Below are 20,136 nucleotides of genomic sequence, written 5' to 3'. Positions count from 1 at the left end.
GTTCCGGCAAAGGGTTATTCCAAGGGGAACGACATGCAACTGCCACCGAAAGTAACGGACCGCGCCTTTGCGCGCCTGGCCGAAATCGGTGCCGGGACGGACGGCAAAGCGCTGCGCGTGGCCGTCGAAGGCGGCGGCTGTTCCGGTTTTCAGTACGAGATCAAGCTGGACGATCCGGCGGACGACGATCTGGTGATCGCTGGCGGCAAAGAGCAGGTGATCGTCGATCCGATCTCATTGCCGTTCTTGTCGGGGGCCGTGATCGATTTCTCGGATGAGCTGATCGGCGCGCGGTTTGTGATCGAAAACCCGAATGCCACCAGTTCATGCGGCTGCGGGACATCGTTTTCGATCTAAGGTCTGCGACCCAAGCGGGCATTCGCATATTCTCAGAAAGACCAAACGCAGGAAGGGCGCCACATGAGGGCGCCCTTGTCGTGTTTGCGGTCCACAAGATCACTCGGCGGGGATAACCCGTGTGCGACCAAGGTGTTCCTCAAGGATCAGCCACATGCCCGACCCCACCACCAGCATGACCCCGGCCCATGTACCGATTGTCGGGATCTCGCCAAAGGCCAGAAAGCCGATCACCACCATCCAGACAAATTGCAGGTTCATCAGCGGCGTTGCGACATAGGCGGGCAAAAGGCGCAGCGCCTCGGCCACCACGTAGCGGGCCGCAAACAGCGCGGCGGCATAGGCCGTGACCCACCCCATGTCGATCATGTTCATGGGTTTCCAGACAAAGGGCAGTGCGACGGCCATAGCGACCATCAGCGCAGCGTTGGGCCAGAAAACCTGCGCCAGCGGGGCGCGTTCCGCTTTGGCGATGACGCGGGCGGCCAACATAGAGCCACAGCCCGTGACTGCGGCCAGCAAGGCCCAGGCATGCCCCGCTTGTGCGTTCGAGACACCGCCGGGCATCAGGAACAGGATACCTCCGGCACCGAGCGCCAGCGCGGCCCATGCGGCGGGGCGCGGCGTCTCGCCCAGGACCGGACCGGACAATACAGCGGCGATCAGGGGGATCAGACCGATAAAGAGAAAGACATCCGCGAAGGGCAACAGGCGGAACGCCTGAAAGAAGGCGACCGATGCGATGACCGTCAGTACCGATCTTATCGCCATCGCCTTTTTGGACCGAATACGCAGACCGGGTCCGGCCTCATTCGCCTTGGCCCCGGCCAGAGCAAAGGCCATAACTAGCGCCGAGGACAGCACAAAAAGCTGTGGGGCGGCATAGCCCCCGGCGATGAACTTGGTGATCCCGTCTGCGGCGGCCATCATGCCGGTGTAGACAAGGATCAGCGCGCCACCCGCCGTGGCACCTGACAGGACCACCCGGTTCATGCGCGACCGGCCCGGGCGAAGCCCTCGAAATAGGCGTCAAACAGCGCGCTCGACTGGACGGCAACGCTCAACACGTCGCGGGCCTGCGGCGACAGCGCCGGTTCCATCCGTGGCCGCATCCGCCCCCAGTCGCCCGAGCGGTGGTCAAGACCGTAGATCGCCTGACTGAGTTCACGCAGGACGGTCTGGGCACGTGCGCCGCTCTTGAATTGGAGGCGCTCATCGCAGACCGGCTTGCGGAACAGCGCCGATCCGGTGACCGCCTGATGCCAGTTGCACACCAGATATTCGTGATAGTCGTCATTGATCGACCCTGCCGGATCGGCGGTAACCCCATAGGCGGCGGTCTCCCGCTCCAGCCATGCGGTCCAGACAGCGGGCGGCGTCTGACCGGCATAGTGCAGCGCGATACAGACCTCGGCCACAAGGTCGGCGTTCTGATCCAGAAAGGCGGTCAGCCCGGCGAAATGCAGACTCTGGATCGCCTCATCCGGCAGACCCGGATCGCGGCGACCGTATTCCGAGAGGTAATAAACGATGTGGGTCAACTCATAGGCGGCCTTTTTATTGGGCAGCGCAAAGGTCGCGGTGCGGGCACAAAAGGCGCGAAGCCGATCGTTCAGCCCCTCATCGCGGATCGGATCAATGCCCCGGCGGGTCATCAGGCGGCGTGCCTCGGCCCGTTGCAGATCCGAAAGCTCGGCCTCGGCCAGCCCTTCGCGGGCCGCAAAATCCACCATCTTCTGGGCTTGGCTCCCCGGCATCCCGAGATCTTCGAGATCCAGCGCCAGCGACAAGATAAAGCGATAGTATTGCGGAAAGAACTCCAGCCGCGTCACAGCGTCGGCATAGAACCCCGCGTGCCGCGCAAGCGCCTCTGGCGCCACGCTTTGGCCCGTGCATTCAAGGATGTTCAGAAGTTCGGCGTTTTCCTTCAGCCAGAACACGTCATCGCCGGTGCGGCGGTGATCGGCGAAGGATCCCAGAAGCGCGGTGATCCGCGCTTCCAGTGGGGGTATCCGGGTCGGGACGGTCAGGTGGATGATATTGCTCATCGCTGGGCTCTCCTGCTGCTTTGCGGCAGAGCATCCCCGCCCCGCCCGGGTATCGGTCTTGTAGTTCAGGCGCGGGTCGGGCCGGACCAGCTGGTGAAGGCCTGAACGCTGTCACCGGTTTCGGTGTCGCCGGTCACCGGACCGGACCAGGATGTGAACGCTTCGACGCTGTCGCCTGCGTCACGGTCGCCTGCCGCGGGGCCAGACCAGCTGGTGAAGGCCTGCACGTTGTCGCCGGACTCGATGTCGCCAGCCGCCGGGCCGGACCACGAGGTGAACGCCTCGACGTTGTCGCCTGTTTCACGGTCGCCTGCGGCGGGACCGGACCAGCTGGTGAAGGCCTGCACATTGTCGCCACGCTGGGCATCGCCAGTCGCCGGGCCGGACCAAGAGGTAAAGGCCTCGACGTTGTCGCCTGTCTCACGGTCGCCTGCGGCGGGACCGGACCAAGAGGTGAACGCCTGCACGTTATCGCCACGCTCGATCTCGCCAGCCGCCGGGCCGGACCACGAGGTGAACGCCTCAACTTGGCCACCCCTATCCATCTCGGCAGTTGCAGGACCCGACCAGGAGGTGAATGCTTCGACAGCATCGCCCGTTTCGCGTTTGCCGGTCGTCGGACCGGACCAGGATGTGTAGGCTTCTACTGAGCCACCTCCGAAGAGATCGCCTTCGGCCGGGCCAGACCACGAGGTGAACGCCTCGACGGCGTCGCCGGCAAAGGCACTCGTTTCCGCGCTGGAAACGATTTCTTCAAGGCTATGGATCTTGATGAGGGCAGTCATGGTGTCGCTCCTTGTCCAGATTGAGCTGCTATGCCCTTGAAATCTGCACGCAAAAGCCGTTTGCAAAAAAGTTAATTCTTGTTAAGGTTGTTTAAGAGAAAGTTTATCCACAATTTCGATTCGCGCAGCCGTTTCGAAACCCGTCACAATACGGATTATCCACAGAAACAAATTTCCTGTGGATAGTTTCAGACTTTGCAAGGCAACGCCGCTTTGCAAACCCGTAACTGTGCGAATCATCCCCGAATCATGCGAGGCCAGAGGGTGTTTTGTGACGCCGTAGACGCCAATAGGTTGAAACCAAGTCACAAAACTCAACCAAACTGATACAATTCTGTACTTTTTCCGCTGCGCTTGACCGGAACCGTGTTGCCTGTAATCCATGACCCCCAAACCGGCAGGAGAACGCGCCATGAAGATCGCCACCTTCAACATCAACGGCATCAAGGCCCGCCTGCCTGCCGTCCTCGATTGGCTGGACGAGGCACAGCCCGACGTGGTGCTGTGTCAGGAAATCAAGTCGATCGACCAGAATTTCCCCCGCGAGCCGTTCGAAGAGCGCGGTTACAACGTCGAGACCCACGGGCAGAAAAGCTTTAATGGCGTTGCGATCCTGTCCAAACGCCCGCTGGAGGACGTGCGCCGCGGTCTACCCGGCGATGACAGCGACGAACAAGCGCGGTGGATCGAGGCCACGGTCATGGGTGACACGCAGGCGGTCCGGATCTGTGGGCTGTACCTGCCCAACGGCAACCCGACCCCCGGCCCCAAGTACGACTACAAACTGGCATGGATGGAACGGCTGGAGGCCCGCGCCCGCGAACTGATGGCCGAAGAGATGCCCGCACTCATGGCTGGCGACTACAACGTGATCCCGCAGGCCGAGGACGCGGCCCGCCCCGAGGTCTGGACAGAGGACGCCCTATACCTGCCGCAGACCCGCGCCGCCTTTCGCCGTATCCTGAACCTTGGCTTTACCGAGGCGTTCCGCGCCCGCACTCAGGCACCGGGTTACTACAGCTTCTGGGATTACCAGGCCGGTGCGTGGGAAAAGAACAATGGCATCCGCATCGATCACCTGCTGCTGACCCCTGCCGCCGCCGACCTGATGACCGACTGCCAGATCGACTCTGCCATTCGTGGCCGTGAAAAACCGTCGGACCATGTGCCGGTCTGGATCGAATTGGCCGCCTGATCACAGGCGCAGCCCGCTTGCACGCCCCGGGATGACACCCTATTTCTGTCGGAAACACCGAAACGAGCGGAGCCGCCCCATGCCGATGTATGCCAAGGAACTTGAGGACCTGCTGCGCCAGTCCTTTCCCGACGCCAAGATCTCTGTCGATGGACAGGACGGGGTCCATATGTCGGCCCTTGTCATCGACGAAAGCTTTCGCGGCATGAATCGCGTCCAGCAGCAGCGCGCGGTTTACGGCGCGCTCAAAGGCAAGATGGACGGCCCCGACGGCGCGCTGCACGCGCTGGCCCTGACAACCAAGGCGCCCGACTGAGGCGCCGCCAATCCAGAGGATACCGCATGTCGGCCCAAGACCAGATCAAACAGACCGTCGAATCCAATGACGTCGTGCTCTTTATGAAGGGCAACAAGACCATGCCGCAGTGTGGCTTTTCCAGCCGCGTGGCGGGGGTGCTGAATTACATGGGCGTCGCGTTTGAGGACGTGAACGTGCTGGCGGACGATGCGCTGCGCCAAGGCATCAAGGACTACTCCGACTGGCCGACCATCCCGCAGCTTTACGTTAAGGGTGAGTTTGTCGGCGGCTGCGACATCATCACAGAGATGACCCTGTCGGGTGAGCTGGACCAGCTGTTTGAGGCCAATGGCGTGGCTTACGACAAGGACGCCGCAGAAAAGATCCGCGAAGCCAACGGTTGACCCGCGCGCAAGCGTCGGAAAAATTGTGATGGCGGGCAGGCCTCCCCTGCCCGCCATTTCTTTTTTCGATTTTTGCGCGCCGGAGATTTGCCATGGAGATATTTGTTGTCGCCGTCCTGATCCTTGCGTCCTTTCTGGGGACCGGATTGATCGCCTTTGCCTTGCGACGCGGGGCGCAGCGCCGGGAGCGGTTAGAGCGTTTCGCGGCGGAACGGGGCTGGACCTATCAGCACACACCGTCAACCGGCGGGCGCGGCAGCCGGACGGTGATTTCAGACCCCGCCGAGGGCTGGGAGCTTGTGCAATATGTCCAGACCGGCGGGACGCAAGGCGGCAGTTCGCGGCGTTGGTCCCAATTCACCCAACCCGGTCTGGCACTGGACCAAGGGCTGGCACTGCTGGGGCCGGACATCCCGGAAAAGACCGCGGCCATGGCTGAGATGATGTTGGCCAAGACCGGCGGTGGCATGATCGGAAAGATGCTGCTGAACCGGATGACCGGCGGGCTGGGCGAAGAGGCGGCGGACCTGCGCGCTGTTCCCGGTGACGGGCCCGGTACGCTGTTCGCCACTCCGGGCCAAGAGAACGCTCTTTCGCCGGTCCGGGACATGGCCGACCTGATCGAGGCGCGCGCCGGATTGAATGAGGCGATGCAGCCGGTGGTTTCACTGGGACGCGAGGGGCTGCGGATACGCCAAACCGGCCTGCTCCGCGACACCGATGACATGCTGCGCTTTGTCGATCTGGGGCGGGCGCTGAGCCGGAAACTGGCGCGCTAGGCCTGTGCCCGACGCCCCACCGGTTATCCAGCCTGCGCGTCATCGAATGTATTGGCCAGCGCCTCGGCGCGGGCGGCGATTTCGGCAAGCGCATCGGTCAGATCGTCCGGGATCACCGCCACCTCGACCTTTTCCGGCGCGGGCGCAGGCGCTGCCTTGACCTCGGCCAGTTCGCCCTCGACCGCCTTCAGCTTGTCCTGCGTCTCGCGCAGACGCTCTTCTAGGCCCGCAGTCTTGTCCGCCAGCATCAGCCCCGCCATCAGCAACATCCGAGCCTCTGGCATCCGGCCGATTTGGGTCACCAGAACCTGCGCCTCTGTATCCAGAAGCTGCGCGGCGGAGAGGAGATACTGTTCCTCGCCCTGCTGGCAGGCCACCTCAAAGCTGCGCCCGCCGATCTTGATTTCGACTTCCATCTGGGTCATCCCGGCCTTCCTTCTTCTGCGGCGTCTGCCAACAGCGGTGTCAGTGCGTCCAGAACGGCCCCCGCCTCGGCGGCTTCGGCGGCGCGGGCCGCGCGCAGCGCCTCCAGTTCGGCCTCCATGCCGCGATTGATCAATTCCGGCTCGCCCACACCCTGCGCGTTGGCTTCGCGCAGCGCGGCATTGTTGGCCATCAGGTCCTCATTCGCGGTGCGCAGTTTTTGCAGTTCAGCATCCAGCGCAACCATCGACAGCGTCGTGGCGGGTTCGGCACTGGCGGTTTCCGCCTCGGCCATCCGCGCCTTGAGCAATCGCAGACGCTCCTGAAGCTGCGCGTTGGCCATCTGCTCTTCTTCGAGCGCCTCCCGCAGTTCCGCAACCTCGGGCGTATCGGCCCCGGCTGCCTCGGCCTGCAGGCGGGCGCTGGCCTCAGCCTGAAGCCGCTCAATTTCTTCGGCGGCTTCGGCCCGCACCGCCGACACGGCGGCGTCAAGGTCTGCCTCGGCCTGTTCACGCGATGCGGCAAAGGCCTCTCGCGTTTCGGCCAGCTCTTGCTCGGCGGCCTCAGCCCGTCCGCGCAATGCTGCGAAATCCTCTGATGCAGGGTCGGGGTTCAGCCCGTCGATCCCCTGCCCGATACGATCCAGTGCGCGGGTGATACGCGCCTGCAAGTCCTCGATCTGGCTCATCTGCCCTGTTTCGTCCTCTTGCCCGGCCCTGCGGTCTCAACCGCGCAGAGCGCCTTTTCCCTGTGGACCGAATCGCCACACGTTGGGTTGTGGAAAGTTTAACAAGCGAAAAAGGAAAATGCGCCCCCTTATCTTCCAAGGCCTTAGGCGGCGGCCTTCATGCTGACCGCGGCGCATTGCTTGCACTTCGCCGCGTGGCTGCTATTGACGCGGCAAAACCCCCAGCCAGAGGATCGAAACCCGGTGGATATCCAAGAGCTTCGCACCCGCAATCCGGATCACTGGATGCGCGCTACGGCCATCCGCGCGCTTGCGCTTGACGCCGTCGCGGCCGCCAATTCAGGTCACTCGGGCATGCCCATCGGCATGGCCGACGTCGCCACCGTGCTGTTTTCGAAGCACCTGAAATTTGACGCAACACAGCCCGAATGGGCCGACCGTGACCGGTTTATCCTGTCGGCGGGACATGGCTCTATGCTGCTGTATGCCCTTCTGTACCTGTGCGGCGATCCGGAGATCACGCTGGAGCAGGTCAAGAATTTCCGCCAGATGGGCGCCAAGACCGCCGGTCACCCGGAAAACTTCATGGCCAAGGCGATCGAGACCACAACCGGCCCGCTGGGTCAGGGTATCGCCAATTCGGTCGGCTTTGCTATCGCAGAGGAAAACCTGCGCGCCCGCTTTGGCAAGAAGCTGGTCGATCACCATACCTATGTGATCGCTGGCGACGGTTGCCTGATGGAAGGTATCAGCCAAGAGGCCATCGGCCTTGCCGGCCGCTATGAACTGGGTCACCTGATTGTCTTCTGGGACAACAACGACATCACCATCGACGGCAAGGTGTCTCTGTCGGACCGCACCGATCAGGTTGCGCGCTTCAAGGCGTCGGGCTGGCATGTGCAGGAAATCGACGGCCACGACCCCGAGGCCATCGACGCCGCCATTGCCGAAGCCAAGAAGTCCGGGCAGCCGTCCATGATCGCCTGCAAGACGCATATCGCGCTTGGTCATGCGGCGCAGGACACCTCCAAGGGTCACGGCGCGCTGACCAACAATGACCAGAACGACGCGGCCAAGACGGCGTGGGGATGGTCCTCGGCACCGTTCAACATCCCCGCCGAGATCAAGACATGGTGGGAAGAGGTCGGATCGCGCGGCGCTGCGGATCGCGCCGAGTGGGAAACCCGCTTTGGTGACGCCAGCGAAAGCCGCCAAAAGGAATTCACCCGCGTGATGGCGGGCGAGGCCCCGAAAAAACTGTCGGCGGTGATCAAAGCGTTGAAAAAGCAGGTCTCTGAGACGGCACCCAAGGTCGCGACCCGCAAGGCGTCCGAGATGGCGCTGGAAGTGATCAACCCGGTGATGCCGGAAACGCTGGGCGGCTCTGCCGACCTGACCGGATCGAACAACACGCTGACCGGCGATCTGGGCGTCTTTGACACCGACAATCGCAAAGGCCGTTACATCTATTACGGCATCCGTGAGCACGGCATGGCGTCGGCAATGAACGGTATGACGCTGCATGGTGGCGTGCGCCCTTATGGCGGCACCTTCATGGCCTTCACCGACTACGCCCGCCCCGCGATGCGGCTGGCGGCGCTGATGAAGGCCCCCACGGTGTTTGTGATGACCCACGATTCCATCGGTCTGGGTGAAGACGGCCCAACCCACCAGCCGGTCGAACATCTGGCGATTTCGCGTGCGACGCCGAACACGCTGGTGTTCCGTCCCGCCGATGCGGTCGAAACGGCCGAGGCGTGGGAAATTGCACTGCGCCAGACGGCAACACCGTCTGTTCTGTCACTGACGCGTCAGGGCTTGCCCACCGTCCGGCTGGAGCACAAGAACGCCAACCTGACGGAAAAAGGCGCCTATGTGCTGGCCGATGCAGAGGGCAAGCGTGAGGCGATCCTGATGGCGACAGGCTCTGAGGTGGCTATCGCATTGGCCGCCCGCGACCTTCTGCAGGCCGCAGGGATCGGCACGCGGGTTGTGTCCATGCCCTGCTGGGAACTGTTCGAGGCGCAAGACGAAAGCTATCGCCGCCGGGTTCTGCCGGGTGGTCCGGTGCGTGTCGCCGTCGAGGCGGCGGTCCGCTTTGGCTGGGATCGCTGGCTCTATGGTGAGCGCGGCAAGCGCGACAAGGGCGAGTTTGTCGGCATGCACGGGTTTGGGGCCTCCGCGCCGGCGGAAGAACTCTATACGCATTTCGGCATCACCGCCGAGGCGGTGGTAGAAAAGGTCAAGGGAATGCTCTGAGCCCCCCTTGCCTGCGACACGGATTTTCGGGCCGGAAACGCAAGTTTCCGGCCCGTTTTCGTGTCACGGCTGTATTGGATCAGTGCAGCGGCTTACCGCCCGGCAATCGGGTCAACACCGCGCGAGCGGCGCGCAGACCGGGGCGTTCTCCGCCCCTCCCTAACCGTTCCATGGTCAGATCCATCGCCGCCTGTTGCGCCTTGGGTGCGTCCAGAACCTCTCCCACTGCTTTGGAAATGGGACCGGGCAGGCACTTGGCGCCGATGAATTCTGGGATGACGCGGGTTTCGGACACCAGACTGACCAGCGTTACGCTGTCCACCCGCAGCATCCGACCGATGATCTGGCGGCTGAGCCAGCTCATGTCATAGGCGATCACCATCGGCGTGCCCGCCGCCGCCAGTTCCAACGACACCGTCCCCGACGCCGCCAGCGCCACATCCGCCGCGCCAAAGGCGGCGCGTTTCTCCAGCCCACCCAAATCTGTGTCCGGGTCGATCACCAAAGGTGCGCCGGGCCACGTGGCCACAGCTGCGCGCACCGTGGCCGCCACCGGGGCGGCGGCAGGAATGACCAGTTGCAGGTCCGGGCGCGCCCGGTGCAGCAGCCGCGCAACCTCGGCAAAGATCGGCAACAGGCGGCTGACCTCGGACCGGCGCGAACCGGGCAGGACCAGCGCCATTTCACCACCAATCCCGTGGCGCAGACGGAACGCCTCTGCGTCTTCGATGCTGGCCTGCGGTTCCATCACCACCGGATGCCCGACAAAATCGCAGGGAATACCCGCAGCTTCCATATAGGGCGGTTCAAACGGTAGCAGCGCCAGCACCTGATCCACATAAGCGGCCATCTTCTCGGCCCGTTTGGGCCGCCATGCCCAGACGGTGGGGGCGACATAATGCACCACGCGCACGTCAGAGACTGCTTTGACCAATCGCGCGACCCGCAGGCTGAATTCCGGCAGGTCCACTGTGATCAGCACGTCAGGACGTTCAGCCACCACCGCGTCGGCGGTTTGCCGAATACGCGCTTTAAGGTGGCGGTATTCTCTGAGGATCTCACCAATCCCCATGATGCTGATTTCATCCATGTCGAACAGGCTGTCCAGCCCTTCGGCCTGCATCAGCGGCCCGCCGATACCGCGAAACGTGACATCCGGCACCAGTTCCTTCAGCCCCGCCATCAGGGCCGCGCCAAGGCGATCACCGGAGGGTTCTCCGGCGGTGATGAACACGCGCATCATGCGCCCCTTTCGCGAACCCAGAGGTAAAGGCCAGCCGCATCCAGCAGCGCCACAACCTGCGGACAGTCCAGAACCATGACGCCGCGCGCCTCGATCACGATCCCTGCAAGACCGCTGGCAATCGCTCCCTCGGCGGTCCCGATGCCGATCACCGGCAAATCGGCGCGGCGTTCCTGCCCCGGTTTGGGGGCTTTGTACAACACGCCGCCGCGCGCCTCTGGTCCCAGCCCCCGCAGCATGGCGTCGGTGCCATCCTCGTCTTCCTTGGCGATCAGTTTCCCGTCTTGAAGGACACAAGCCTGCCCCAGATCGCGCCGCGCCTGTTGGTCCGAAACACTGTCGCCAATCCCGGCCGCCTGCGCAGCGGCTTCGTCCGGTTGGGCTACGGTCGGCACACCCGTTGCAGGCAACAGGTCGGGCACCAGATCATGCGCGGCGCGCACCGCAAAACCGGCGCTTTCAAGGATATCGATGGCAATGCGCAGGGCCCCGTCGTCCCCGTGTCGCAGCGCGCCCAGAATACGTGGCACCAGCGGCAAGGTGCGCAAGTCCAGTCGCGCCAGCGACAGATCGGGTCGGGTCACGGCCCCGCAGAGACAGACCTGCGTTACATTCCGCGCCTTGAGCCACGCCAGCAACCCGCCAAGCCGCTCAAGCCGAAACAGGTGATCGGCCTCAATCTGATCCGGAGGGCAATGTTCAAGACCACAAACCACAACACCCCCGGACACGGCCTTGGCCACGGCGGCGGGCAAGGCCCCACGGCCTGCGATCAAGGCCAACATCGCCCGCTCAGCCCGGTGTCAGGAAACTGCGGTCGCTGTCGCCCAGGATGAAATCGACAATCTCGCGCACGTAATCGCTTTGCGTCTCATCGCCCAGCCGCCGCGCACGGTCCTGAAACGCGCCTTCGCCCTGCGCCAGCATCTGAAAGGCGGCGCGCAAGGAGGTGATGTCGGACCGGGCCACACCGCGCCGTTTGAGGCCGACAAGGTTCAGCCCGTCCAGCACCCCGCGCGGACCCTGCACCAAACCGTGCGGGATCACGTCGTTTGTGACCATGGTGACAGCGCCGATGATCGCCCCGCGCCCGATACGGACCCATTGATGCACGCCTGACAAGCCGCCGATGATGACCTCATCCTCAATCACACAATGCCCTGCCAGCGCGGCATTGTTCACCAGGATCACGTTGTTGCCCACCTGCACATCATGCGCCACGTGACAGCCCGCCATAAACAGCCCGTCATTGCCCACACGGGTCACGCCGCCGCCACCCTCGGTGCCCGTGTTCATCGTGACATGTTCCCGGATGCGGTTGCGTTCACCGATCACGAGGCTGGTTTTCTCACCCCGGAATTTCAGGTCCTGCGGGATCTCGCCGATCACCGCGAAAGGAAAGATCACCGTATCAGAGCCGATCTCGGTCTTGCCGGTGATAACCACGTGGCTTTTCAGCTCGACCCGGTCGTGCAGCACCACCTCGGGCCCGACGTGGCAGAACGGGCCGATCACGCAACCTTGACCAATCTGCGCGCCGTCCTCGATGACGGCGGCGGGGTGGATCACCGTGTCCGCGATCAAGACGGCAGGTCCATCATGGCGGTGAACTCCGCCTCGGCGGCCATGTCGCCCTCAACCTCGGCCACGCCGCTGAATTTCCAGACCTTGCCGCCGGGTTTGCCACGCAGGGTGGTCAGCCGCATCTTGAGTTGATCGCCGGGCACCACCTTGCGGCGGAACTTGCACTTGTCGATGGCCATGAAATAGACCTTCATCTCTTTGTCGGCCATGTCCAGCGCGGTCCCAACCATGACGGCGGCGGTCTGGGCCATAGCCTCGACGATGGTCACCCCGGGCATGATCGGCAGGCCGGGGAAATGGCCCTGAAAATGCGGCTCGTTCATGGTGACGTTCTTGATCCCGAGCGCCGATTGCGTGCCGTCGATCTGTTCGACCCGGTCGACCAGAAGAAACGGATACCGGTGAGGCAGGATGCGCTGGATCAACTGGATGTCCGCGCTAAGAAGCGTGTCGGTCATGGGCGGGCTCCCTTCAAGATTTGGCGTAACCCCTAGCAACGGCGGCGGGCGGGGGCAAGCGCGGGCTCACTCTTGCGGGTCGGGTTGCACCTCTGGCACTTCGGGTGCCGGATCCGGAGTGGGGTCTTCAGGTGCGCCATCGCCGATCTGCTGGTCGATCCGCGCGATGGTGCGGTCGGTGATATCGATGGCATCCGCCGCCACCAGCACCGTACGCCGTTCTAGGATCAGGGCCGCGCCCGCCTCACGCAGCAGGCCCTCAAGCACCGGCTGGGCGACGGTCAGGAACCGGCGCCGCGCCTCGTCCGTGCGAGCGCCAAGCGCGCGCGCCTTGGCGTCCTGTTCATCCCGCAGGCGTTGCACCTTTTCGTCAAAGGCATCGGCGAGCTTGCGGAACTCCTCGGGGGCCAATGTCGGGCGCAGGTCGGTCAACCCGCGCTCTTCCTCTGTCAGCTCGGCCTCGATCCGGCGGTTCTCGGTCGCGATGGCGCGGCCCGCCTGTTCGATCTCGCTGTTGACCCGGATGCCAAAGGCGCTCTCAGAGAACACCCGCTCAAACTCAATGACAAGGATCGGCGTCTTGGGAACAGCCGGCAGAAAGGGGCTGCCCTGCCCCTGAGCGCCTGCTGCCACGCCCCAAAGCGTCAGCAGCAGGATCGCAAGACGGACAGCCAGTCGCACGTCCGCCTCAGAACTGAGTCGAGATCGTCAGGTTGAAGTTCTGCGCCTCATCGTACTTTCTCTTCACCAGAGGCTCGGAGAAGTTCAGACGAAGCGGGCCAAGCGCGCTGTCCCAGAAGATCGAGAAGCCAATGACATGGCGGGCATCGAAACCGGTGGAGACAATAGTGTTACCGGCTGCCTTCGCCTGTGCCTTGGAAACGTCATTCACCCCCCAAACCGACCCCACATCATAGAACAGGCCGCCGGAGATGCCGTATTCTTCGGGCAGGCCAAGCGGGAATTCCGCCTCGAACCGGGCCACGGCGTAGAAGTTACCGCCCAGCGAGTCGTCGACACTGCCGCCGATTTCACGCGGGCCGATACCGCCGTAGGTAAAGCCGCGCATGATGTCCGGCCCGATCAGGAAACGGTCGGTCACCCGGCTGTCGCCCTTGGAATAGGTCAGCGCCCCACCTTCCAGCGTCGCACGCAGGGTCACCTCTTCGTTCCAGACACGGGTCTGGGCGATGGCCTTGGCGTTGGTTCGGACAAAGGTGGTGTCGCCGCCAAGGCCCGCGAAATCCTGCCCGAATTCGAAACGATAGCGGGTGTTGGGGTCCAGACCTTTTGCAAGCGAATCGAAGATATAGGTGTAGCCGACCGAACTGTCGTACCGCTCACCTTCGAGCGCTTCGGCCTTGACGACGCCGCCGATGTCGGTGGCGGTCTGATCAACCCCGGTAATGTGGCCGTAATCCAGCGTGTAACGCAGTTGCAGACGCGACTGTTCGGCCACCGGGAATTCGAGGAAGGGCTGGAAGATGCCGGTCACCGTGTCGAACGCGGCGTTCAGGTTATCGGTTTCCGAATAGCCCAGCTGGAACCCCAGAGCCAGATCGCGCCCGAACAGCCCCGGTTCAGCGAACCGCAGGCCATATTGCTGCGATTCTGCGGCGTTGCTGATCTTGAAGCTGAAGGACTGACCACGCCCTAGGAAGTTCTTTTCAGAAAAGGCAAATGTGACACCGATGCCGTTCGCCGTGGAATAGGACCCACCCAAGCTGATCGAGCCGGTCGGTTTTTCCTCGACGTCCACGTCGATGACCACCTGCTGCGGGCTGGACCCTTCGCGGGCATCCACATCCGCCTTGTTGAAAAACCCAAGCGCACGGATACGTTCGGCGCTTTCGCGAATGGCGCGCGGATTGAACGGGTCACCCTCGACAACTTCGAACTGGCGCCGGATGACGCGATCCAAAGTGGTGGTGTTCCCCTCGATATCGATGCGTTCGATAAAGATGCGCTCGCCGCGCACCAGTTGGAACTCGATGTCCAGAGTCAGATCACGGTCGTTGCGGGTGACGCGCGGTTCGACACGGACAAAGTTCAACCCTTCGTTCACCGCCAGTTTTTCAAGGCGGGCAATCTCATTCTCGACCAGTGCGGGAGAATAGACCTTGCCGCGCTTGAGACGGATCCTGCTGGCAAACAGATCGGCATCGACCTCGGACAGGTCGGAGGTCACAGAGACCTCGCCCACCTTGAACTGCTGACCTTCCTCGACGTTGAAAGTGACGAAATAGCCGTCCCGTTCTTGGCTCAGTTCCGCGTTGATCCCGGTGATGCGGAAATCGACATAACCGCGCGAGGCGTAGAAGTCGCGCAAGAGTTGTTTGTCGAACTCCACACGGTCCTCGATGAACGTGTCCTTGCGGATCACAGCGCGCAGCAGGCCCGCCTGCTTGGTGTCCAGCACGCGGCGCAGACGCCTGTCGGAATATTGCCCGTTGCCGACAAAGCCGATGCGCTCTACCTCGGCGACGCCGCCCTCAAAGACCTCGAACACAAGGTCGACGCGGTTGTCGCTGCGGCGGATGACCTTGGGCGAGACACGCGCCGCCAAACGGCCCTGTACCTCATAAGCCTTGCTGACCGCTTGTGCGTCTGCCTCGGCGACTCGCGGGCTGAACACGCGGCGCGACTGGGACTGCACAATCTTCGCCAGATCCTCATCCTTGATCCGCTTGTTGCCCTCAAAGGCAATGCGGTTGATGGTCGGATATTCGACGACGCGGATGACCAGACGCGATCCTTGCGGGATGATCTCGACGGTCTCGAACAGACCGGAGGCAAGGATTCTCTGGTAGGCGTCATTCAGTTCCGCAGCAGAAACCCGGTCTCCGCGCGCGATTCCCGCGTAGGACAGGATCGTGCCCGGCTCGACCCGGCGATTGCCCTCGATCGAGACGGAGTTGAAAACATAGCTTTGCGCGAAGGCAACTTCAGGGATGGTCGCCACCCCTGCCCCCATCGCGACTGCGAGGCTCAGGGCGACTGCCCTGCCCGCATTCGTGACGTGATAACCCGTTGCACGGCCCTGCGCTTTACGCGCGGAAATGACCTTTGCCATCTTCACAATCCACTTTGACATCCCGGAGTCGTAGGTATCGGGAATGCGGTGGCTTGTCAAAAGCCCGAAGGCGCGAATTTGGCCGACTGTCGCCTGACGGCGACTAGTGCATCATCAGGCCCAGCCATCCCCCGAAAAACAAGGCGAAGACGATGGTGGAGATATACAGCAGCCGGTCCCAGTTAATGGTCACCAGCAAGCTCATGCTGCGATAGCCCGCGTGAATCGTGTGCATGGAATCGGTCCTCGGTTGCGTCAGTGCAGCCTTGGTATGCCGGATGATTCAGGCAGGAATTTGACGGTGTCCGAGAGAATTTATCTCAAGGACAGAACAAATCGTTGGAAAGTGCGAAGACCATCAACGAAAGCACAACAGTCAGCCCGATCGACATCAGCACCTTCAGCGCGCGGTCGCTGGGCGGACGGCCCGACACGGCCTCATAAGCAAAGAAAACAAGATGCCCGCCGTCCAGCACAGGGACTGGAAAGAGGTTCAACAGCCCCACAGCCGTCGACAGGACCGCGATGAACCAGATGAAATTCGTGGTGCCCTGACTGGCCATGTCGCCGCTGGTTTCAGCGATGCCGATTGGACCCGACAGGTTGCAGGTGCTGATCGCCCCGGTGGCCATGTGCCACAGGCCGGACAGCGATCCTTCGATGATCCGCCCCACCTGCGAGACGCCTGATCCCAGTGCAGACCCGAATCCCGTCGCCTCTGTCGCCGGTTCAAAGGCCACACCACCGACGATTCCGATGCGGTAGAACGTCTGAAACCCGCCACCCGGCTGCGGTTCATCCACCCGGCGGGGGGTCATTTCCTTGTCCAGAATCGCACCATCGCGCCAGACGGTCAGTTGCAACGTCGCCCCTTCAGAGCCTTCGACGCGCTCTTTGAGTTGCTCAAAGGCATAAATTTCTTCGCCATCCACGGCGGTGATCACGTCACCGGCGCGCAGACCGGCGTCACCGGCGGCAGAGCGCGGCGCAATCTGGGTGGCCAGCGGCGGATAGGTATAGGGCCCGGCTACGGTGATTTCACGCCCGTCGCGGTTCACGGTGTAGTCCAGCGTCGGCTGGTGCGGCAGCGCGTCGAAATAGGCCCCCAGCGCATCGCGATTCTCGGACGCGGGCAGTTGGGTGCCTTCGATGGCAAGGATGAGGTCGCCAGATTGAAGTTCCTGCTGCACTGGTAGCGGGCGCAAATCGCCCACCGTCAACGGCTCGGCCAGTTCGCCGCGGAACATGATGACGCCGGTAAAGATCATGATCGACAGGGCGAAATTGAACAGCGGTCCCGCCGCCACCGTCGCCGTACGCGCCCAGAGCGGCGCGCCCGACATGGTGCTGCGCATCTCGTCCTTGCTCAGCCCCTCAACCGCCTCTTCGTCGATGCCGCCAGAGGCGTTCGCGTCGCCCCGGAACTTGACGTAACCGCCAAAGGGAATCGCGGCGAGTTGCCATTTGGTGCCGTCCCGGTCGACGCGCGACCAGATGACCGGACCAAATCCCAGGCTGAACACCTCGGGAAAAATACCGGATTTTTTGCCGACGATGTAGTGCCCGTATTCGTGCACCGCGATGATCACCGATAGCGCAACCACGAAAAAGATCACGGTCCAGAGGGCTCCGCCGAACTGCGGGATGAATGTCATCGGGTCCAAGCTGCGGGCTCCCCTTACCAGGTTTTTCGTTGCATGACCGCGTCGGCCTCTATGCGTGCCAAATGGTCTGCCTCGGCCACCATATCAAGTGTAATCCCGGCGTCATTGTGACCCGCATGGGACGAAAGGCTGGCCAAGACCTCTTCGACAACGCCTGCCATGCCGGTGAAGGAAATCCGGTGATCGATGAAGGCGTCCAGCGCCCGTTCCTTGGCCGCGTTGAAGACCGCCCCCATCAAGCCACCCGCCATCATGACCTCGCGCGCCAACCGCAGCGCGGGCCAGCGCGTCTCACAGGGTGCGCGAAAGGTGAACTGCCCAAGCTTGACCAGATCCAGCCGTTCGACCGGCAGGGAACGGCGTTCCGGATGGTGCAAGGCAAAGCCGATCGCATGGCGCATGTCCGCCGGACCGACATGCGCCATCAGTGCACCGTCCGCAAACCCTACCAGCGCGTGGATCATTGATTCCGGATGCACAACGGTTTCGATTTTTGCAGGATCTAGGCCGAAGAACTCCTTGGTTTCAATAAGTTCCAGTGCCTTGTTAAACATGGATGCGGAATCGATGGTGATCCGCTGTCCCATGGACCAGTTGGGATGCGTGGCCGCCTGTTCAGGCGTGGCGCGGGACAGATCCTTTAGCGGCCAGTCGCGAAAGGCACCCCCGCTTGCTGTGATGATGACCCGTTCGACAGCCGCCAAGTCCTCACCCATCAGGGCCTGAAAAACCGCCGAATGCTCACTGTCCACCGGCAGGATTTGCGCGCCGTGTTCACGTGCGGTGCGCAGCATCAGCGGACCGGCGCAGACCATGCTTTCCTTGTTGGCCAGCGCCAGGGTCGCCCCCTGCTGCAACGCGCGCAGGCCCGGCTCCAGCCCGGCAGCGCCAACGATTGCCGACATGACCCAATCGGCAGGCCGGGACGCGGCCTCGACCAGCGCAGCGCGCCCGGCGGCGGCCTCGATGCCACTGTCCGCAAGAGCCGCGCGCAGGTCGTCCAGCCGTTCCTCATGCGCGGTGACGGCGATCTCAGCACCCAAGGCGCGGGCATCCCGCGCCAGTTGACCTATGTTCGCGCCTCCTGTCAGTGCAACGGTGCGATAGGCATCGCGATCCCGCAAGATCAGGTCAATCGTGCTTTGGCCGATCGATCCCGTTGCGCCGAAGATAGAAATGCGGCGGCTCACAGCGTCCCCAAGAGACTCAGGACCATAAACAGCGTGGCCGCGCCGACAATGCCATCAAACCGATCCAGAAAACCGCCATGCCCCGGAATCAGGTCCGAGGCGTCCTTGACGCCCGCCCGCCGCTTGATCGCGCTTTCGGCGATGTCTCCCAGTTGCGAGGCCAGCGACAGGAACATCGCCACTACCGACCAGGTCAGAACAATCGTGACCGGCAGACCGGCGTTCACCGCAAGGCTCCCGGCAAGAATCGCCGCCACAACCCAGCCCGCAACGATCCCGGACCACGTCTTCTTTGGGCTGACACGCGGCCAGAACTTTGGCCCGCCAATTGCGCGTCCGGCAAAGTACCCGGCGATATCGGTCAGGATGACAACCCCCAGCAGCATCAGGATCAACCCGGGCTGAAGCGCCGCAAAGGCCGCCAGCCACAGACCCGATAACAAAACCGCCCCGCCATAAAGAAAGCCGATCCACCAACCGCGCCCCGCAAGCAGCGCAAAAAAGATGCACAGGCCCAAGAGCACCAGAACGCTTTCCAGCACATCCGCTTTGCCCAGCCGGAATATCCAGATGAACATCGCCGTGACAGCCACCCCCGCGACAACCGACAAGGCCGGGTGGCGAGCTTTCAGCAGGTTGCACATTTCCCAGATCATAACCCCGGTCACACCCGCGATCAGAAACTGAAAAGCCCCCGGCCCCGCAAGAAAAGCGACCAGCGCGACGGCCAGCATGACAACCGCGGACAAGCCGCGAACCCGCAGGTCACGCCACTTTTCACTCATGCTTTGACAGCACCAAAACGGCGGTCACGCTGTCCGAACTTGGCGCAAAGACGCCCCAGTTCCTCGGCTCCGAAGTCGGGCCAGAGCGTATCGACAAATTCATATTCCGCATAGGCCGACTGCCAGAGCAAAAAGTTGGAAATCCGCGCCTCACCGCTGGTGCGGACCACCAGATCGGGGTCGGGCAGCACATGGGTGTCAAGGTAACGCGGCAGGGTTTCCAGATCGATGTCCGAGGGATCAAGCTTGCCCTCTTTCACATCAAACGCCAGCCGTTGCGCCGCGCGCGCCACCTCATCGCGGCCGCCGTAGTTCAACGCAATCGTCAGGTTGACGCCGGTGCAATGTTTGGTGAAATCCTCGGCCTCGTCCATCAGGGCGCGCAGTTTGGCGTCCAGTCGAACGCGATCACCGATGAAACGCACGCGCACGTTTTCCTTAACAAACGCCTGCATCTCTTTCATGATGTAGCGCCGGAAAAGGCTCATGAGGCCCGCGACCTCAACCTGCGTGCGCTTCCAGTTTTCAGTGGAAAAGGCAAATATCGTCAGGTACTTGACGCCAAAATCCGGGCACGCCTCTACCACTTCGCGCACGCGCCGCGCACCGGCGTGGTGCCCGAAAAGACGCGGACGCCCCCGCATTGTCGCCCAACGGCCATTGCCATCCATGATGATGGCCACGTGTTTCGGACCAATCGTGTCTAGCATCGGTCTGGCCATCAAATTTCCTTCCAAGGCGAAATGCGCGGCATCTACACGCTTAATTCAACATGTCCGCCGATCCAAAGCAACGACACCGGCCTGTGACTAAGCCAAGTGTGCCTTTAGGGAAAGGCGACAGTGTGGCGATGGCGCATCGCACGCAGACCTTTGCAGCCACAGGGCAACGGTCTACAGCAAC

The 20,136-nt window shown here is 62.7% G+C and carries 23 protein-coding genes; 6 read left to right on the top strand and 17 right to left on the bottom strand.

Annotated elements, in window-relative coordinates; translation table 11 throughout:
* Nucleotides 1–33 precede the first annotated feature (33 nt).
* Nucleotides 34–357: an iron-sulfur cluster assembly accessory protein gene (locus tag VOI21_RS12695; protein ID WP_323770266.1), complete on the top strand. Its 324-nt coding sequence runs from the start codon at nucleotides 34–36 to the stop codon at nucleotides 355–357.
* Nucleotides 358–456: 99 nt separating this feature from the next.
* Here the strand turns inward: VOI21_RS12695 and VOI21_RS12690 are convergent, their stop codons facing one another.
* From VOI21_RS12690 to VOI21_RS12675, 4 genes are all read right to left on the bottom strand, one after another.
* Nucleotides 457–1,350 carry a DMT family transporter gene (locus tag VOI21_RS12690; protein WP_323770265.1) on the bottom strand — a complete coding sequence of 298 codons (894 nt, stop codon included), beginning with the start codon at nucleotides 1,348–1,350 and terminating at the stop codon, nucleotides 457–459.
* Nucleotides 1,347–2,405, bottom strand: coding sequence for a DUF6902 family protein (locus VOI21_RS12685; RefSeq protein ID WP_323770264.1), 1,059 nt, complete (start codon nucleotides 2,403–2,405; stop codon nucleotides 1,347–1,349). The genes VOI21_RS12690 and VOI21_RS12685 overlap by 4 nt, the downstream gene beginning before the upstream one ends.
* A gap of 65 nt (nucleotides 2,406–2,470) precedes the next feature.
* The gene (locus VOI21_RS12680) at nucleotides 2,471–3,190 is read right to left on the bottom strand and encodes a hypothetical protein (protein WP_323770263.1); all 720 of its coding nucleotides are present in this window, start codon (nucleotides 3,188–3,190) and stop codon (nucleotides 2,471–2,473) included.
* An 81-nt stretch (nucleotides 3,191–3,271) separates the two neighbouring features.
* A complete protein-coding gene (locus tag VOI21_RS12675; RefSeq protein ID WP_323770262.1) occupies nucleotides 3,272–3,604 on the bottom strand; it encodes a hypothetical protein in 333 nt (110 codons plus the stop codon).
* Here VOI21_RS12675 and xth point away from each other — a divergent pair.
* From xth to VOI21_RS12655, 4 genes are all read left to right on the top strand, one after another.
* Nucleotides 3,603–4,385 (top strand): exodeoxyribonuclease III, encoded by a 783-nt coding sequence (xth, locus tag VOI21_RS12670; protein ID WP_323770261.1) that lies wholly within the window; start codon nucleotides 3,603–3,605, stop codon nucleotides 4,383–4,385. The genes VOI21_RS12675 and xth overlap by 2 nt on opposite strands.
* Nucleotides 4,386–4,464: 79 nt before the next feature.
* Nucleotides 4,465–4,701, top strand: a complete 237-nt coding sequence (locus tag VOI21_RS12665) for a BolA/IbaG family iron-sulfur metabolism protein (RefSeq protein ID WP_089277755.1) — start codon at nucleotides 4,465–4,467, stop codon at nucleotides 4,699–4,701.
* Between the two features lie 26 nt (nucleotides 4,702–4,727).
* A complete protein-coding gene (grxD, locus tag VOI21_RS12660) occupies nucleotides 4,728–5,087 on the top strand; it encodes a Grx4 family monothiol glutaredoxin (RefSeq protein ID WP_323770260.1) in 360 nt (119 codons plus the stop codon).
* 92 nt (nucleotides 5,088–5,179) lie between these two features.
* On the top strand, nucleotides 5,180–5,866 hold the full coding sequence (locus tag VOI21_RS12655) for a hypothetical protein (RefSeq protein WP_323770259.1): 687 nt from the start codon (nucleotides 5,180–5,182) through the stop codon (nucleotides 5,864–5,866).
* A 23-nt stretch (nucleotides 5,867–5,889) separates the two neighbouring features.
* Here the strand turns inward: VOI21_RS12655 and VOI21_RS12650 are convergent, their stop codons facing one another.
* Together VOI21_RS12650 and VOI21_RS12645 are read right to left on the bottom strand one after the other, a co-directional pair.
* The gene (locus VOI21_RS12650; protein WP_323770258.1) at nucleotides 5,890–6,291 is read right to left on the bottom strand and encodes a cell division protein ZapA; all 402 of its coding nucleotides are present in this window, start codon (nucleotides 6,289–6,291) and stop codon (nucleotides 5,890–5,892) included.
* Nucleotides 6,288–6,977, bottom strand: a complete 690-nt coding sequence (locus tag VOI21_RS12645) for a hypothetical protein (RefSeq protein WP_323770257.1) — start codon at nucleotides 6,975–6,977, stop codon at nucleotides 6,288–6,290. The genes VOI21_RS12650 and VOI21_RS12645 overlap by 4 nt, the downstream gene beginning before the upstream one ends.
* Before the next feature lie 243 nt (nucleotides 6,978–7,220).
* Here VOI21_RS12645 and tkt point away from each other — a divergent pair, with 243 nt between their 5' ends.
* Nucleotides 7,221–9,236 (top strand): transketolase, encoded by a 2,016-nt coding sequence (tkt, locus tag VOI21_RS12640; RefSeq protein WP_323770369.1) that lies wholly within the window; start codon nucleotides 7,221–7,223, stop codon nucleotides 9,234–9,236.
* Nucleotides 9,237–9,315: 79 nt separating this feature from the next.
* Here the strand turns inward: tkt and lpxB are convergent, their stop codons facing one another.
* The 11 genes from lpxB to VOI21_RS12585 form a co-directional block, all read right to left on the bottom strand.
* A complete protein-coding gene (lpxB, locus tag VOI21_RS12635) occupies nucleotides 9,316–10,476 on the bottom strand; it encodes a lipid-A-disaccharide synthase (protein ID WP_323770368.1) in 1,161 nt (386 codons plus the stop codon).
* A complete protein-coding gene (locus VOI21_RS12630) occupies nucleotides 10,476–11,264 on the bottom strand; it encodes an LpxI family protein (RefSeq protein ID WP_323770256.1) in 789 nt (262 codons plus the stop codon). The genes lpxB and VOI21_RS12630 overlap by 1 nt, the downstream gene beginning before the upstream one ends.
* A 7-nt stretch (nucleotides 11,265–11,271) precedes the next feature.
* Entirely contained in the window at nucleotides 11,272–12,060 is a 789-nt protein-coding gene (gene lpxA / locus VOI21_RS12625) for an acyl-ACP--UDP-N-acetylglucosamine O-acyltransferase (protein ID WP_323770367.1), read from the bottom strand.
* Nucleotides 12,060–12,521: a 3-hydroxyacyl-ACP dehydratase FabZ gene (gene fabZ, locus VOI21_RS12620; RefSeq protein ID WP_323770255.1), complete on the bottom strand. Its 462-nt coding sequence runs from the start codon at nucleotides 12,519–12,521 to the stop codon at nucleotides 12,060–12,062. The genes lpxA and fabZ overlap by 1 nt, the downstream gene beginning before the upstream one ends.
* Before the next feature lie 66 nt (nucleotides 12,522–12,587).
* Nucleotides 12,588–13,202, bottom strand: coding sequence for an OmpH family outer membrane protein (locus VOI21_RS12615; protein WP_323770254.1), 615 nt, complete (start codon nucleotides 13,200–13,202; stop codon nucleotides 12,588–12,590).
* A 7-nt stretch (nucleotides 13,203–13,209) separates the two neighbouring features.
* Entirely contained in the window at nucleotides 13,210–15,594 is a 2,385-nt protein-coding gene (gene bamA / locus VOI21_RS12610; protein ID WP_416358975.1) for an outer membrane protein assembly factor BamA, read from the bottom strand.
* Nucleotides 15,595–15,697: 103 nt separating this feature from the next.
* The gene (locus tag VOI21_RS12605; RefSeq protein ID WP_281256095.1) at nucleotides 15,698–15,829 is read right to left on the bottom strand and encodes a hypothetical protein; all 132 of its coding nucleotides are present in this window, start codon (nucleotides 15,827–15,829) and stop codon (nucleotides 15,698–15,700) included.
* Between the two features lie 85 nt (nucleotides 15,830–15,914).
* The gene (gene rseP / locus VOI21_RS12600; protein WP_416358974.1) at nucleotides 15,915–17,258 is read right to left on the bottom strand and encodes an RIP metalloprotease RseP; all 1,344 of its coding nucleotides are present in this window, start codon (nucleotides 17,256–17,258) and stop codon (nucleotides 15,915–15,917) included.
* A 14-nt stretch (nucleotides 17,259–17,272) separates the two neighbouring features.
* Nucleotides 17,273–18,448, bottom strand: coding sequence for a 1-deoxy-D-xylulose-5-phosphate reductoisomerase (gene dxr / locus VOI21_RS12595; RefSeq protein WP_323770253.1), 1,176 nt, complete (start codon nucleotides 18,446–18,448; stop codon nucleotides 17,273–17,275).
* The gene (locus tag VOI21_RS12590) at nucleotides 18,445–19,233 is read right to left on the bottom strand and encodes a phosphatidate cytidylyltransferase (RefSeq protein ID WP_323770252.1); all 789 of its coding nucleotides are present in this window, start codon (nucleotides 19,231–19,233) and stop codon (nucleotides 18,445–18,447) included. The genes dxr and VOI21_RS12590 overlap by 4 nt, the downstream gene beginning before the upstream one ends.
* Nucleotides 19,230–19,955, bottom strand: a complete 726-nt coding sequence (locus tag VOI21_RS12585) for an isoprenyl transferase (protein ID WP_323770251.1) — start codon at nucleotides 19,953–19,955, stop codon at nucleotides 19,230–19,232. The genes VOI21_RS12590 and VOI21_RS12585 overlap by 4 nt, the downstream gene beginning before the upstream one ends.
* Between the last annotated feature and the right edge of the window lie 181 nt (nucleotides 19,956–20,136).

The sequence above is a fragment of the Antarctobacter sp. genome, from assembly GCF_034670325.1.
In the GTDB taxonomy this organism is placed as follows: Bacteria; Pseudomonadota; Alphaproteobacteria; order Rhodobacterales; family Rhodobacteraceae; genus Antarctobacter.
Note: the sequence above shows the minus strand (reverse complement) of the source record. Positions and strands in the feature narration are given on the sequence as shown.